Here is a 14,727-nt window from a genome sequence, read left to right as displayed (position 1 = left end):
GACGGACTTTTCACACTTATACCATGAAAGTCTGGATTAGCTCTTTGTTCTGCACTTATATATTTCAATTTTGCACTATTCAGACCCGCATGCAACCTATTCACTCTATAAGTCAATCGTACTACATAATCCACATATGCGTCCAATCTGTTCTTTATCTGTTCACGCGAAGATATCTGCCAGCTCAGCCCTCTACTTATTTCACTGATTTCAGAAGAAATCTGATCCAGCGAACTCGAAATATGCTCCATCTGTTGCATCTGATAGTCTATGGCATCCGTATTTACTCGAATTTTTCCCATGTGCTTACCTCAGTTTTACGTCTATCTTTCTTAATCAATGGGCTTTGCCTATTGAATTAACAAAGCCCTTGCTTATGCAGTCAATAAGCCAACGTCTGTGTTTTTAGAGACTCCGGAGACTGCCACGACACCCATAAGAAACTCGCAAATAATATTTCCTATGGGTATTCGGAAACTACATTTCATTAATCCAGTGTACTTGCCGGCAGTTCGTTGGCAGCATTCATCGCTGTGGTCTCTGCTCTTTCGTATTCATCTGCCATGTTGTTCAGATCGTTTACATGTTCCATGATCATACGGTTGACTTTGTCCATGCTTGCCTGTAAGGAGCTGAATTTGCTTTTGTATGCTTCAGATGCTTCGCCGGTCCAGCTTCCGGACAGTGCGTTTACTTTGCTGATCATCTCGTCATGCAGACTTTTTACTTCTCCTGCTTTTCCCTGAAATGTGCTGGCTGTTGTTTTTAATTCTGCAGGTGTTACTAATAATGTTCCTTCCATATCTGTTATTCTCCTTTTCGTTTACTTTTGTATAGTTCCTGGTAAGTTTGTACCTATGCAGCACCTTTACAGTGGCTGCTGAACAATTACTCTAATAACTTCTGTTGGATGCAGTAGAAGTGTTGGTTGCTTCTGCCTGTTCGTAAGTCTGCAGGATCGTCTGCAGCGCCTGAATATACTGATCGATCAGCGTGGAGAATGTTGTCCACTGTGCTTTGTCATTCTCGAATGCTGTGTTGAATGCAGTATTGGCATCGCCCTGCCACTGTGCTCTCAGTGCCTGCTGGGACTGTTCCAGTTCGCTGACTTTGTTTTTGAATGTGCCGTTTTTCTCCTGAAGATCTGCGATTGCCGCTTTCAGTTCTGCTGTTGTTACCTGAAATTTTGCCATGTTAATTTCCTCCTAAAATATAATAATTTTTTTAAGTTAACGTTTTTGTCTGCACTGCTTCAAGTGCTTTCATCTCAGCATCCCGGTATGCTCTGGCTGATCTGCGGATAACCGACGCGATCTGTGCCAGTTCGCCGGCTGTTTTTTCTAATTTTGCTCCCAGAAGATCGCATTTCTGGAAGTAAAGAGATGCGCTTTCTCCTTCCCATTCTGTTTTCAGGGAATCCCGGATACTATCCATCTGTCTTTTCGAAGCACGCATCTGCTCGGCACTGGCTTCCAGTTTTTCCGCCTGTGCAATTGCATTTCCAAATGCTATTGAAATCGATCTGGCTGTCTTCATGTCTCCTCCTTAATCCAGCAAACTCATCGGAAGAGAGTCTGCTGCGTTGGATGCTGCCTGTTCTGCTGCTTCGTATACTCCTGCCATCTCTTCCAGATCCTTCACATGTTCCGCATATTTTTTAAACATCTCTTCTATCGATGAGATTCTGCCTGTATACTGCTTTCTGTGAGCATCTCCCGCTTCACCGATCCAGTATCCGGAGGATCCGTCAATCAAGCCTTTGATGCGGTCAAACTGAGCCTGCATACTGCTTAATTCCTGTCGGACAACTCCCGCCTGGGTCCGCAGCTGCTCCGTTGTAACAATAATCTGACCTGTTAATGCCATATTCTCTCCTCCTGCTCTATATCTCAATTGCAGCTATTGTTTCTTTTACCTGCTGCTCACAGGTATCATACTCCTGTCTTGCTTTCGCGATATTTTCTGCTACCTGTTCCAGATCTTTCAAAAGTGCAACCACTTCTTCGTTATCACTCCGATACTGCACCGCAAATGCATCGTGAGCCTGTCCCTGCCACATACCGTCCAGCGTTTCCATAGCATTGTACATTCGCTGTCTGTTCGCTGAAATCTGTGCCAGAGATTCTTTGAAGCTCTGTACCATGCTGTTGACCTGACCTGTCTCTACCTCAAACTTCATCTGCTCCCTCCTCTTCTTCATATACCTTCGAAATCTTTCTGTGTCTGATTTTGTGAGATAAATCCGATGATATATCCCATCATTTCACCATCAGCTGAACCATTTGCTGAATCCGCTGATTAAGCACTGTATCCGGAAGAAACACCAGTACCTGGCTCCGTTTTACAACAGGGGCTTTCATCAATTTCCAGTGATTTCCATGCCACGGAAACATCACGATCCAGCGGTTGATCCAGGCTCGCCGGATAATGTTCATCCGGTTTGGCTGGTTCTGGCGATAGATATTCGTCATGGTCAGATCGATCCGTCCGGCAACTTTTACTTCCGGCAATCCGGTTTTTTTCGTTGTTTCGGTCACCGGAATCTCTTCGCCGTACCTGCTGTTTTTCTGTTCTGTCTGTATATATTGCTGCGAACACTGTGCCAGACACTGCTGCATCGTGTGAAGATATTCTTTTTCTTTATTGATTCTGCTAGTCTGCTTCTGTATCGCATGGATCTCTTCTTCAAATACAGTATGATTACAGGTTAGTTCCTTTTCAATCAATGAAATATCATACAGGATATCCGCAACCTGCATCTCTATCTTTTGCAGATTGGAGGCATTTTCTTCCAGGGCAACGGTATTGACTTTTATCACATTACCTCCCTCCCTTTCCATGACTATACTCTACCATATCTTATCTCTTCCTCTTCCCAAATGCGATAACCTGCATGTCAAACGGGATAACCTGCATGTTATATCAAAAATAACGTATCTCCATAGGCCACCTGTTGTTCTGCCAGCGTAGTGTCCGGTGGAAATACCCTCTGTCTTTTCTGGTCACACAACAGAAAGAGTCCGGAATGTTTACTTACATTCAAATGTTCTTTCTCTGCGATCATCCCTACCATCTCATCCACAAGCAGTCGGACCTCCTCTGTTTCATCCACCTTAAAGTCGTACGCTTTGTTCATCTCTCCAAACACAACATTTACGATGATCATCTGTCTTCTCCCTCCAGCAGCTTCCAAAATATTTCTTTCTCCAGTGTCGTCTCTTTCTGTTCCCCGTTTTTCAGATATTTTTTCCCGGTATCGCTCTGCCAGATATACAGCAGACTGTCCTGCTGCCCTTTTTCCAGTTTTATCGCGATATCCGAGTTCTCCACTCTGGATGCACCCGACAGATCTGCCATGCTTTTTTCCGCTTTTTGTTTCCCGGAAAATTCGTTCAGATATCTCCAGATTCTTTCCTGATCAGTATGGTAAACCCGTACTTTTCCTTCCTGAACAGATATCGTTTCCAGAACTACCATATTCTCCCTGTTTCCGGTGACAACCAGCGGCATACTTTCCTTTTTCAGGATCTGCATGGTAAATTCCGGTTGCACCGCCTGTGCAAATACTTCTTCCATCTGTTGTGTCCTGCGATAGCCGCCACCACAGCTTTCCAGAAATCCCATCTCCACCAGCCGCAGAAACGCTTCCAGGATCCTCTGGTCCAGATTTTCTTCTTCTGAAGCAATCGGGAAATAATTCCATTCTTCCACACCCAGGATCTGCATACAGATCTTTACCTCCAGGGTGGATAAGATCCTTGTCTCATCCATTGCTTCTTTCATGGTACGCCTCCCTTAATCTGCTCTGATAGTTTCGTGAGATCGGAAGGATACAGTCCTCTCCGACCTGCACCAGGTGTTGTGACCAGTCCACACTCCGGATCTTGTCTCTATTTACCAGATATCCTTTATGGCATCGGATAAAAGCATCCTGCAATTCCTTTTCCAGCCCGGACAGTGTTGCGTGAAAGCCGATTTCCTGAAATTCTGTCCGCACATAAACCCTTTTCTCTCTGGCTTCAAAATACAGGATTTTCCCATAAGGCACGGTCTGCGTTTTCTGACGTGTTGTGATATAAAATACTCTTTCTTCCTCGTTCGAAACCACAAAGGTCTGCAGAATCTGTAATAATGCCTTCCTGTTTTTTTCTGTTTTCAGTGGTCTCCACAGGAGGGTGCATGGGGAAATGTCCGGTCTTACATAGACCGACGGCAAAATGTGTTCATCCGCAATCGGAATAATCTTTGCTTCCCTGTAATTCTTCCTTGCCCGAACCAACATCTCCACAGCCTGTGGATCTGATACATCGCAGATTACAAGATCGATCAGATCCATCTTTGCTGTAGCTTTCTCCCAGGCTTTTACCGTTGTAAAAATCTTCAGTTTATATTCCAGTTTCTCATACTGCACAGACAGATGGATCAGCATGTCACGCAGGCTCTGCATTTCATTCTTTCCTCCATATGCCAGGATTTGAATCATTGTATTACTGTCCCCCTGTTCTGCGGAATCACGATCTGTTCTACCACCTGATTATCCTCTGCCAGTGTAGCGTAAGCCAGACCCGGTTTCATTCGTTTTACCTGCTCACTGTAACTGATATTCGTATAGGAAAGTAGATTCTGTTTACTCAGTTCTCCGCCAAGAACGATTCCGTTCTTTTCACTGATAAAATTCAGATAAGCGATCTTATCCATCATACCCGGCAATTCGGACACATTGCATGCGCCAAAGAAAAATACATTTAATAGCCGGCCTTTTGCAAAAATATTCTCCATCCAGGGACTCAGCTTACCAATGCCCTCCAGATTGGTATAAATCGTCTGCATAAAATACGAAAGATCAGCAATGCAGACAAATACCGGCGGGAACTCCTGACGGATCTGTTCGTAGATTTCCTCATCCTCCAGTCCCTGATTCTGTAATGTTTTTCGCCGTGGAGCACGTTCATTGGTAATGGTAATCAGCTCTTTGATATTATTAAAATAGCTCCTTGCATCCGATGCATACTGTGCACCTGTCAGATCTGCAGTTACCTTATCGGTTCCTTTTTCATGATCGAAAAACAGCAGTTTTCCTTCCATATCTTTTGCTGCACACGCAATATTACGAAGCAGTACGGATTTGCCGGTCCGTTCTCTTCCGAGAAGGATATAGCAGAAAGTCTTCGCCAGTTCGATGCCAAACAATGACGCATCTTCCTGCACATATGCCACCGGAAGTGCTGCCTTTTCCTGAATCATCCGCTGATAGCGATCCAGCTGTGTAAAGATACTCCAGGTCGGTTTTTCCGGAATCTCCGGGATCTCCGCTGCTCTTCTTCCTTTCCATACCGCACTCATCTGTTCACTTTTTTCTCTGATCTGCTCGGAACGAACGTAATCATTCTCTGCGATCACCGGTAATACCGCCTGATATTCCAGTACATTTCCATCAATAACTGCCAGGCCACGGCCCTTGATATTATTCTCCGGAAGAACATCAAAATGCGAAGTCCGAAGTGCCTCTGCATACCGGTATTTATCACCCAGTTCCAGACAGATACTCTGGCGCATATTATCGGCAATTTTGTTCTGTAATTCGGTTGCACCGTACCCTGCGGAAGAGATCACCAGGAAAATACCGTATCCCTCTGCAGATCTGGATAATTCCAGGAGAATATCTTCGAAACGATTATCTGTCTTCTCACGGAAGTTTGCATAACCATCGATTACCAGGACAATCGCCGGGAGTTTATGACCATGCAGTTTCACGTACTGACCAAAACTTCCTCCTTTTACGATCTTCTTTCTCTCAGCAAGCATACTTCCGATCATACCAAACAATTTGTTCAGGCGGTCGTCCTCCCCTTCGAGAACCACGCCGCCCACATGTGCGTCCTCCTCGAACGGACACAGCATCTGGCTGCTGAAATCAATTGCATAAATATTTACTTCTTCCGGTGAATAACCGGTCACAAGACCATATACCAGAGACTGCAGCATCGTACTCTTACCGCTGGTAACACCACCCACTACAGACAGATGCCCTTTCGATGCCAGATCAAGAACCAGCGGATACTGCATCTGATTTTCCGGATCGTCAATCAGACCGATATAAGTGGAAAGAACAAATTCTTTCTCATGCTGTGGCCAGCTGCCATTCTGATAGGAGTTTTCTTCGTATCCCTGCAGCTGATTCATCGCGATCTGTGTCGGAAGTTCCGGCATCCACAATTTCTGTTTGTTGATATAATTATTCTTTTCAGCCAGCTCCGCCAGATAACGAACCACTGCATCCAGCTGCGTGATCTCTTTCTGTTCCGGAAGTTTCCTGCCGGAAGTCTGGAACTGTTCGATCAGTTCTTCTGCAATCTCTGCTTCCGTACCATGGGACTGCGGCCAGCACTGGATCATCTCTTCTATGATATGTATATTGGATGCATTTTCAGGAAATCTCTCTTCCGCTGCGTTCAGACGTGCAATCGTCTCTTTCGCCAGCGTTCTTCTTTCCTCACGGCTGCAAAGGAACAGTGCTTCTCCCACACCCTGATTTTTTCCTGCTTCCAGCATCACCATGACAACTTCTGTCATCCAGCGAACCATGGTCTTTTTCTTTTTCTCACCTTTGGAACGATGTCCACTTGCCATCTCTCTTCCCTGAAGATCCAGGATCACCGCTCCGTTCTTTCCACCATTTCCGTCAGCATCATAGACCGCACCACTCCAGCCGGACTGGAACTGTTCGTATACTTCATCATTTCCAACCTGCAGATACCCGCGTCCGGTCTGTGTCAGGAAGGCAGCATCCGGTTTGTGCAGCATATCGTTACTGTCATGTTTGTCAGCCACACGCAGACACAGTTTAAACTTTGTATTACTCCAGATATTGTCATCTACCGTTCCGCTCGGTTTCTGTGTTGCCAGGATCAGGTGGACACCAAGGCTTCGACCTACCTGCGCTACGGAAATCAGCTCCCGCATGAACTCCGGTTCTTCTCTCTTTAGCTCTGCAAACTCATCGATGATGATCAGCAGATGGGGAATCGGTTCACTGGCTTCACGGTTCTTGACCAGCTTTGTATATTCATCTATATTTTTCACACCATATTCCCCGAAGATCCGCTCACGTCTGCGGTTTTCACTCTTGATGGAAACCATCGCACGGCGTACCTGACTTCCGGAAAGGTTGGAAATCTGACCAATCGTATGCGGCAGTTTTGAAAACAGATTCGCCATACCTCCACCCTTAAAGTCAATGATCAGAAATCCCACATCCTGCGGGCTGAAATTCATTGCCAGAGAGATAATATAAGTCTGCAGCGTTTCACTTTTACCGGAACCGGTAGTACCTGCAACCAGACCATGCGGACCATGGTATTTTTCGTTGATATCCAGATAGCAGTCTTTATTTCCCGCTTTCTGCCCGATCAGCGCACGCATGGACTCATAGGTACGGTTCTTTCTCCAGTGTTCCAGCACATTCATCTCTTCCAGTCGGTGAATACCCAGCATCTCAAAGAAAGTAATAGAATTCGGAATATCACTGCTGGCTTCCATCTGATTTACCTTCAGCATACTCATCTTCTTTGCCATGTGATCCATCTGGGGATAGCTGACCATGTCAAAGCTTACATTTCTTCTCTCGTCTCCACCTTCTCTTACTCCGTAGATTCCTTTGAAGTTTTCATCGTCCTGGATGATAAAGCTACATTCACTTGGCAGTTTTTCATAGGAGCTTGCCAGGATCACCGTGGTAACTCCCAGGGCACTTCCGCTTTCATACAGATATTTGGAGATCATCTGGGATTCCAGCATCTCCGGCTTCTCCACCAGAACTACATAATGAGGATAGAATTTCTTAGGTGATCCGTAGCTTTGTGCACTTTCGGACCGATTTCTCAGTACCTGTGCCAGAGCATATAAAACATCATTGATTTCACTTTCATTGGATGCCACATAACGCATGTTCCGCTCTTCGTTCCACACATGGGGCAGCCAGCGTACATAGGACCATTCCCTGGCATGTTCGGAATTTTCATCATACAAGACGACCAGTTTTACATCTGCCGGACTGTGGGTGGCAGCAAGCTGGGCGATGAGAACCCTTGACAGATTCAGGGCTGCGTTCTGATCCGAACCGGTAAGCACACCTACTACAGAGTGATCACTGAGTTTCACTCCCAGAGGAACATCCCGCATGGTCTCAAAGTTTCTTGCAAGATTCTCCGGACGATCCGCCAGTTCATCGTCAATCATAGAAAATCCTTTGTGGGGAACAGATATTTTTACCTGGAACGGCATTTCCCCAAGCCCCAGACGCAGATAAAGAAAATCCGAATACTGTTTGGAACGGGTCCAGATCTCCGGGGAGTCTTCGGTATAACAACTGCAGGATGCCGCGTCCGGATACATTTCCAGCAGTGCTTTCCGGTTGAATTCAAACTTGTCACGGATACGTTCTGCAGTCTGGATCAGATATTCCTCATATCTGGTCAGACGCTTCTGCTCCTTTTCTCTGTGATCCTTCTTGTTGTAACGCAGGTTGATGATGGCCCATGCAGTACCAACAACCGCAGAACCGCCGGTGATAAAGATACCCATTCCCATGTTACCGGAACTCATCAGAGAATATCCCAGCATCATAGGCAGCATCATGGTAAAAGAGGGTAATATACTCATCCAGGCCGGTTTGTTATCTTCTTCTCTTTTCTGAGGAACATTATCAATATGTTCCTCCCCGTCAAATAATTTGGGAATCACGCGAGGTGAAATATGTACGATCTTCTCACTGGAAGGAATTTCTTCTGTTTTCCTGTTTTTATCAACTGTTTTTGGAAAAGAAACAATTTCCAGCTTGTCCGGATTCACATAAACCTGACCGTCCAGACAGCTGACGGAAAGAATATCTCCAAGATAAGTGATAGACAACCCGTACAGATTGATCAGATCGCCAAATCGCAGTTCCTGAGACTGATGCATCCGCAGATTTCCTACATAAGTACCGTTGGTACTGGTATCCGTGATCACACAGCGACCGTTTTGCACCTGCAGCCGGGCATGATGCTGAGAGATAATTCTCTGAGACGGATAGCAGATATCACAATCCTCTGCCTTACCGATAGAGATGGTATTGCCAAGAATACGGAATTTGCTGGAAGCTGTCAGTTCCTTTGGCGATGCCAGCACAAGAACTGCCAGGGTATCACCGCTTTTCGCTTCAATCTGCAGGATCTGACCCGGTTTGAGTGGGGTATCCCCAAACTCTCCTTTTGCATACATCACTGCATAGTCTCCGGAAGTCCGAAACCTCCACTGCTGATCCAATACCTCCATAAAAATATGAATATCCTGTCGGATGCCGTAGGATCTGGCATGCAGCCACAGATCATAATCCGCATTGTCGATCTGCGGCAGATGCACCTCCTGGTAGGCATCGTTGGTATAGATTGCCAAAATCAAGCCCATATGCTGTAATCCCCCTGTTTCTTCTATTCTTAGGTTACTGTTCGCTCCGTTCTCAGTAACACGCTTCGCGATGCACAGAATTAATGCTATACGCATCCATTCGCGCGCTATGTCTCAGGATGCTCCTGATTCTGTTCTTATCTTGTGTTCTGTATTTCTGTAAAAAACTGGAATCTTTGTTTGCCAATGACGATCTGATTCTTATTCTGTAAAATATATTCTCTTCCACGTTCCAGCAGATGGCCCTCCACCCTGGTTCCGTTGGCGGAATTATCGTCCCGGATACAGATCTGCCCGTTTCGCATCAAAAGTGTGAAATGACATCTGCTGACCAGAGAATCATCCACCGCATAATTGCACGCCCCCGGCTGACGCCCTATGGAAAATGGATATTGTTTCAGACTGATCCATCTTTGTTTTGTTATATGGTACAGACAATATTCCTGCTGCCGGGTTCGAGAGATGCCGGTACACAGGGAAATCATCTTCTCCCATTCCAGCAGATCCAGTTTTTCCCTTTTTCCAAGTGGACCTGTCATCCGAAAGAACATATCCCTTTCATCGTTTCGGTATGCGTATTGGTCCATCATATTCTGAAACAATCCCCGGATATCCGGATATTCCTTTACCGAATGGATCGGCCAGTACAACATGCGTATCCTTTGTCTTGCCACATCGTAATAGATGTATTCCGGCCGCACCTCCAGATTGCTGATGCTGATTCCATGAGATTCGCACTCCTGAATGATATGAATGATCTCCAGGAGACATTTGCTGAACTGTTCCAGTGGAATCCCTGCAGCCAGATATTCCGGAAGAGAGATACAATCACTCAGTATAAACTGCATCCTGATCCCAAACAGTCCGTTGTGGATCGTCACCGGCTGCAGCTCCGGAATCTCGCCCTGCTCGATCAGGGACTGTTCCAGATGGGCTACCTGTTCCTTTTGATTCAATTTGTGGGTAATCGTCAACTGATTTCCTTTATGCTTCGTCTTAAGTTGTATCATAAGTACTCCAGATTTATTAGTTTATTCGTAACTGTTCAGCAGCCACTCTCCCGCGAGGTGTTCCGGCACCTCTTTAGAGCAATTCTGCCACAGTTTTCATACAGCCGTTTTTCTGCAGCCCTTCCAGGGAAGCATCCTCTGTATATGGCAGATATTCCGCCACCTGCAGATCCTCCAGATGATTCTTTCTGCACTGATCGTACAAACCGCATATATACAGGTGCTCCAGCTCCTGGTTTCTCTCCTGCTCCAGCTGTCGTATTCTTTCTCTGCTGCAGGCATCCTGTCTGGCAAATACCAGCACCTTATGGATCTGTTCCTGAAGACAGAGTGTATACCAGTTCCTTTTACATGGCACTTCCGCAAGGATCACATCATATTTTTTCAAACTTATAATAGAATGGATCAGACTGATCATCCGGTCTGCCATCTGTTCTTCCGCCATCTCTGTCTTTATGGGCTTCAGATATGTGATCTCTTTCTGCCCGGTCTCCTGCTGAAGCAGTTCCTCCACCGGTCTGGCTAAGGCATGGTCGGAAATCCAGTCTGTCTCGTCCAGGAAATATCCAAAATCCTGTGTTTCTTCCATATTAATATAGAAAACTCTTTTTCCCTGTTGTGCCAGCAGCTTACCAAGGAGGATGGTTCCCTCTGTCTTGCCGGCGCCGCCTACCGGACTTGTTGCCAGATAGAGTCTGGTCTCTGTAGCCGCAGTTTCCTGTTCTTCTGCCTCGCTCTCAGGCTCTGCATCTATCCCCTGTTTCTGTTCCGGTTCTGCTTCCATTTCCTGCAGGCGCTGCACGCATGTTTCCATCTTCTCATAGAGTTCTTCTGCCATGGAATTTCCATCCATATAGATTCTTCCCGTTACATTGGCCGTACTCTCTCCGAAATTCTCTTTTTTCAGAACAAAAGTCACACCGGAAACCGCCGGTAAATAAGCTTCCGACTGTCCATCTGCTACCATCCGGTCAATGGTCTGGGGATCTCTGATAAATGCTGCATCGGAATATAATTCCAGATTGGATTTTCCGTGCCGCAAGAAGACACAGGCCAGTTCTATCAATTGTTCTTCGTCTTCGGTTACAATTACAATTCTCTTTTCTTCTTTCATATTCCACCTGTATGATGCTGTTATAAGCAAAAAAACTTACCTGCACCCTGTTCTCTGTCTGTTGCTTTTGTTATCGTAACTGTTCAATACTTTCCAGTTACCTGTTATCTATATGTGATGGCAAATCTTTCCTGTGCAAGGCGGATCACATCCTTGGGTGTGATCTTCACTCCTTCATAAGGCGTCAGTTTCTTATCATTTACAAAAGTACCGTTGGCGCTGCCCAGGTCCTCGATATAGATATCCGCTCCGCTCTTATGGATCGCACAGTGGGTCCGGCTGATGGTAGATGTATAATTGATGACCCCATCCACACAGGCCGTCCATTTTCCAAGGACAAAATAAGATTTGTTGATAGTGATATCTATCTGATTGGAACCGCCAAAGGATACAAAATGAAGCTGCCTGTCCGGATTCTCTTCCTTGATTTTCTTCGAATTGTGGAGTGCCCCGGATTCTTTTTTCTGATTCAGCTGCATGGGCGCTACACTGGAGAATCCGGATGACTTTCCTATATTGCCGGTATTCAGCATATTTTTTCGTAACACCTGGGTGTCTTTTTTTACGTTGTCCATCGGTGGCTGGGGATCCGGTCTCCCGGACACGGCTTGTTCTACCGGTTCTTCCGGCTTTTCTTTAAATTTCCGAAAAAAGACGCCGTTTTCTGTGGCTGACTCTGTGCTCCCATCCTGGGACGGAACTGCGCCTGTCTCCTCACTTTTTTCCATACGGACACTCCAGTCCAGTTCTTCTGTGGATACGGCGTGTTGTTCTTCCTGTTTTTCCGGATTATTTCTGTTTTCCTGATATTTAGTTTCTGGTATCACAGGTTCCTGGATAGCTTCCGGCTGTGATGGCGGCATCAGAAGTTGGATATTTCTGCAAAGGTTCTCCGGTGTTACCCGGACTGCCAGAGCGCTTTCCACAGCCTGTGCCAGTGGTGTCTGTGACCATCTGCCTTTCTCTATCAGATCACGGACAAAATCCTTCAGCTTGTTTTCCCATTCTCTCCCCGGATCATTGATTGGGAGTACCGGGACATAGATGGTATTGTCATTCTGTGTTACATAGACTGCATCGGTATCCCACAGGATTCCGTTCATGGACAGATGGGGATTCCATTCAATCCTCTGAAAGACTTCCATCAGACAGTTCAGCTTCCGGATCCATTCCTTCTCATTATTTTCCACATTTTCTTTCATCCAGGCACTTAAAGGCAGCATCTCGCTGTGATTCCAGAAGCAGTAGACTCCTGCATCCTTGGGAATCATCTGCAGATTCATAACTCCGTCTACTTCCCGGTTCCGGATAGATTCCAGGCTTTCCCGGCTGATGCTGTTCTTATCTCTTATCTCAAATATCAAATATTCCTCGTATAGCTTTTTCATATATGATCCCTCTCTGTAACTGTTCAGTACTTTCACGGTTCCCCTTCCCTTTTTGTTCTGCGCTCTCAGCATATGATTTTACGCATATTCAAAATCTTATGCTGACAAAGCAGAACAGGCTGCTGCTCTTTTAGCAGCAGCCTGACTCAGCTTGTTTAGAGATTATCGATAACTGCTCAGTTTCTTCGCAGTTATGATTTTCTCTTATTTACTCTTCATCTTTTTTTCTTTTCTTACCTGCAAGGAAGATACCTGCGCCTGCAGCTGTTTTTCCTGCTGCGGCTGCTGTTCCTGCGGCTGCACCACTGAAGTGTACGCCTGCGGCTACTGCAGCTGCTACTGCTGCCACACCGCCTCCAATTGTACCGTAGAATGCCGGTTTATTGTTGTAGAACTGTACCCATGTATTTGCAGATACCAGGACGTCTACGCTTGCGGTTGTTGCTTCGTTGTTTGCTTTGTCATAAGCTTTCACAGATACGTTCTGGAATGTGTTGGAAGAATCCACGCTCAGTTCCAGAGAACCGCCGTTTGCAGATACTTCGTCTGCATCGAAGGTCTGTTTCAGCTCATCGTCTACGTAATACTCAACTTTATCCAGAGCCATGTTATCATCTACGTTTGCTGTGAATGTCTGACTTTCTACTTTATATCTTCCGCCGTCTTCGATGTTAGCCAGGGAGATAACCGGTGAAGTCTTATCCACTGCAAAGAGGATATCTTTGGACTTGGCTGTGTTGGTTGTTACGTTGGTTGCACGGTCTTCGGAGTAGATGGAAACGTTGTAGTCTCCTTCATTCTCGAAGTTGGATGCGTTGATGGTGTATTTGTATTCTTTCCAGCTTACATCGCTTCCGGACTCACTTACTTCAAAGTCTTTGTTCTGTTCCAGAGTCTTCTGTGTTCCGTTCTCGGATACCGTCAGTTCCCGGAAGGTCAGGGTATCTACGTTGATCTCGGATACTACCAGATTCTTCGGATCGTTGGTGTAACCATTCTTGATCAGTTCTTCTGTATAATCATCATACAGATAAGTAGAACCGTCACGGTTTACAGAGAAGATCTTGGATGTGCTGTACTGATTTCCTGCTTTGTCAGTTGTCTCAGCAGTCAGAGTATAGATGTCATCCATATTTTCTTTGAAGTTGTAGAAAGTAAGTGTCTGACCTTTGTTGCTTGCTGTGGAAGTGTACATACCTGTGGTATCTACTTCTCCCTTGTTGGCTCCGGTCAGGTGCACAACTGTCTTGCCGCTGTCAAAGTTGATATCGTTCAGTGTGATAACAGGAGCTACTTCTCCGTTATTTGCGGAACGATCTTCGATATTGGTAATCTCTACTGTCGGTTTTGTCTGGTCAACGGTAAAGCTTTCTGTTGCATATGGATCGGATACATTGCTTGCCAGGTCTGTTGCACTGATGGTAAATGTATAATCTGCATCTGCAGAGTAGGAAACGGTTGCTACATGTGTATCCCCGGATCCTGACCATCCGCTTACGCCAGGTGCGGAAGCTGCTGCACCATCCAGCTGTGCTGTTGTTGTAACTGTCACTTCACCAGGATTGAAGTTATGCTCGGTGATGGTGATGGTTGCTGTTCTTGCTTCTTTGTAATAGTTGTTGTTCAATGCACTGTTGTTGTCATAAGAAACCTGGATCACAGGTTTTGTCTTATCAACAGTGAACTCATCCAGTTTCTCAGTATTGGACTTGTTGCCTGCCAGGTCGAAGCAGTCATAAGTTACAGTGTAATCACTGTCACCGCTGAA

Annotated in this window: 15 protein-coding genes; all 15 read right to left on the bottom strand. The window is 45.7% G+C overall.

Annotated features, from left to right (window positions below; all coding sequences use genetic code 11):
• A partial coding sequence (locus tag MSA64_RS04170) for a hypothetical protein (protein WP_287890689.1) occupies positions 1-302 on the bottom strand: 302 nt, incomplete at its 3' end.
• Positions 303-487: 185 nt separating this feature from the next.
• The gene (locus tag MSA64_RS04165; protein ID WP_277663769.1) at positions 488-802 is read right to left on the bottom strand and encodes a WXG100 family type VII secretion target; all 315 of its coding nucleotides are present in this window, start codon (positions 800-802) and stop codon (positions 488-490) included.
• A gap of 91 nt (positions 803-893) precedes the next feature.
• Entirely contained in the window at positions 894-1,193 is a 300-nt protein-coding gene (locus MSA64_RS04160) for a WXG100 family type VII secretion target (protein WP_277663768.1), read from the bottom strand.
• Positions 1,194-1,224: 31 nt separating this feature from the next.
• Complete coding sequence (locus MSA64_RS04155) at positions 1,225-1,536, bottom strand: WXG100 family type VII secretion target (RefSeq protein WP_287890687.1); 312 nt, start codon at positions 1,534-1,536, stop codon at positions 1,225-1,227.
• 9 nt (positions 1,537-1,545) lie between these two features.
• On the bottom strand, positions 1,546-1,866 hold the full coding sequence (locus MSA64_RS04150; RefSeq protein ID WP_277663766.1) for a WXG100 family type VII secretion target: 321 nt from the start codon (positions 1,864-1,866) through the stop codon (positions 1,546-1,548).
• Between the two features lie 16 nt (positions 1,867-1,882).
• Positions 1,883-2,179 (bottom strand): WXG100 family type VII secretion target, encoded by a 297-nt coding sequence (locus MSA64_RS04145; protein WP_277663765.1) that lies wholly within the window; start codon positions 2,177-2,179, stop codon positions 1,883-1,885.
• A 79-nt stretch (positions 2,180-2,258) separates the two neighbouring features.
• Complete coding sequence (locus MSA64_RS04140) at positions 2,259-2,819, bottom strand: hypothetical protein (protein WP_277663764.1); 561 nt, start codon at positions 2,817-2,819, stop codon at positions 2,259-2,261.
• Positions 2,820-2,917: 98 nt separating this feature from the next.
• A complete protein-coding gene (locus tag MSA64_RS04135) occupies positions 2,918-3,166 on the bottom strand; it encodes an EsaB/YukD family protein (RefSeq protein WP_277663763.1) in 249 nt (82 codons plus the stop codon).
• The gene (locus tag MSA64_RS04130; protein ID WP_277663762.1) at positions 3,163-3,783 is read right to left on the bottom strand and encodes a hypothetical protein; all 621 of its coding nucleotides are present in this window, start codon (positions 3,781-3,783) and stop codon (positions 3,163-3,165) included. The genes MSA64_RS04135 and MSA64_RS04130 overlap by 4 nt, the downstream gene beginning before the upstream one ends.
• Entirely contained in the window at positions 3,764-4,483 is a 720-nt protein-coding gene (locus tag MSA64_RS04125) for a LytR/AlgR family response regulator transcription factor (protein WP_287890684.1), read from the bottom strand. Before MSA64_RS04125 ends, MSA64_RS04130 begins: the two co-directional genes overlap by 20 nt.
• The gene (essC, locus tag MSA64_RS04120) at positions 4,480-9,447 is read right to left on the bottom strand and encodes a type VII secretion protein EssC (RefSeq protein ID WP_277663760.1); all 4,968 of its coding nucleotides are present in this window, start codon (positions 9,445-9,447) and stop codon (positions 4,480-4,482) included. Before essC ends, MSA64_RS04125 begins: the two co-directional genes overlap by 4 nt.
• A 137-nt stretch (positions 9,448-9,584) precedes the next feature.
• A complete protein-coding gene (locus tag MSA64_RS04115) occupies positions 9,585-10,457 on the bottom strand; it encodes an FHA domain-containing protein (protein WP_287890681.1) in 873 nt (290 codons plus the stop codon).
• Positions 10,458-10,530: 73 nt separating this feature from the next.
• A complete protein-coding gene (locus tag MSA64_RS04110) occupies positions 10,531-11,571 on the bottom strand; it encodes a hypothetical protein (protein WP_287890679.1) in 1,041 nt (346 codons plus the stop codon).
• 104 nt (positions 11,572-11,675) lie between these two features.
• On the bottom strand, positions 11,676-12,959 hold the full coding sequence (locus tag MSA64_RS04105; RefSeq protein WP_287890677.1) for an FHA domain-containing protein: 1,284 nt from the start codon (positions 12,957-12,959) through the stop codon (positions 11,676-11,678).
• A gap of 208 nt (positions 12,960-13,167) precedes the next feature.
• Positions 13,168-14,727: Ig-like domain-containing protein (locus tag MSA64_RS04100; RefSeq protein WP_287890675.1), on the bottom strand; the 1,560-nt coding region annotated here is incomplete at its 5' end.

This window comes from Oliverpabstia sp., assembly GCF_022785585.1.
GTDB lineage: Bacteria > Bacillota > Clostridia > Lachnospirales > Lachnospiraceae > Oliverpabstia > Oliverpabstia intestinalis.
Note: the sequence above shows the minus strand (reverse complement) of the source record. Positions and strands in the feature narration are given on the sequence as shown.

Coding starts and splice junctions, on each gene's coding strand:
- MSA64_RS04165 (WP_277663769.1), bottom strand. CDS start 802: ATGGAAGGAACATTATTAGTAACACCTGCAGAATTAAAAACAACAGCC.
- MSA64_RS04160 (WP_277663768.1), bottom strand. CDS start 1,193: ATGGCAAAATTTCAGGTAACAACAGCAGAACTGAAAGCGGCAATCGCA.
- MSA64_RS04155 (WP_287890687.1), bottom strand. CDS start 1,536: ATGAAGACAGCCAGATCGATTTCAATAGCATTTGGAAATGCAATTGCA.
- MSA64_RS04150 (WP_277663766.1), bottom strand. CDS start 1,866: ATGGCATTAACAGGTCAGATTATTGTTACAACGGAGCAGCTGCGGACC.
- MSA64_RS04145 (WP_277663765.1), bottom strand. CDS start 2,179: ATGAAGTTTGAGGTAGAGACAGGTCAGGTCAACAGCATGGTACAGAGC.
- MSA64_RS04135 (WP_277663763.1), bottom strand. CDS start 3,166: ATGATCATCGTAAATGTTGTGTTTGGAGAGATGAACAAAGCGTACGAC.
- MSA64_RS04130 (WP_277663762.1), bottom strand. CDS start 3,783: ATGAAAGAAGCAATGGATGAGACAAGGATCTTATCCACCCTGGAGGTA.
- MSA64_RS04125 (WP_287890684.1), bottom strand. CDS start 4,483: ATGATTCAAATCCTGGCATATGGAGGAAAGAATGAAATGCAGAGCCTG.
- essC (WP_277663760.1), bottom strand. CDS start 9,447: ATGGGCTTGATTTTGGCAATCTATACCAACGATGCCTACCAGGAGGTG.
- MSA64_RS04115 (WP_287890681.1), bottom strand. CDS start 10,457: ATGATACAACTTAAGACGAAGCATAAAGGAAATCAGTTGACGATTACC.
- MSA64_RS04110 (WP_287890679.1), bottom strand. CDS start 11,571: ATGAAAGAAGAAAAGAGAATTGTAATTGTAACCGAAGACGAAGAACAA.
- MSA64_RS04105 (WP_287890677.1), bottom strand. CDS start 12,959: ATGAAAAAGCTATACGAGGAATATTTGATATTTGAGATAAGAGATAAG.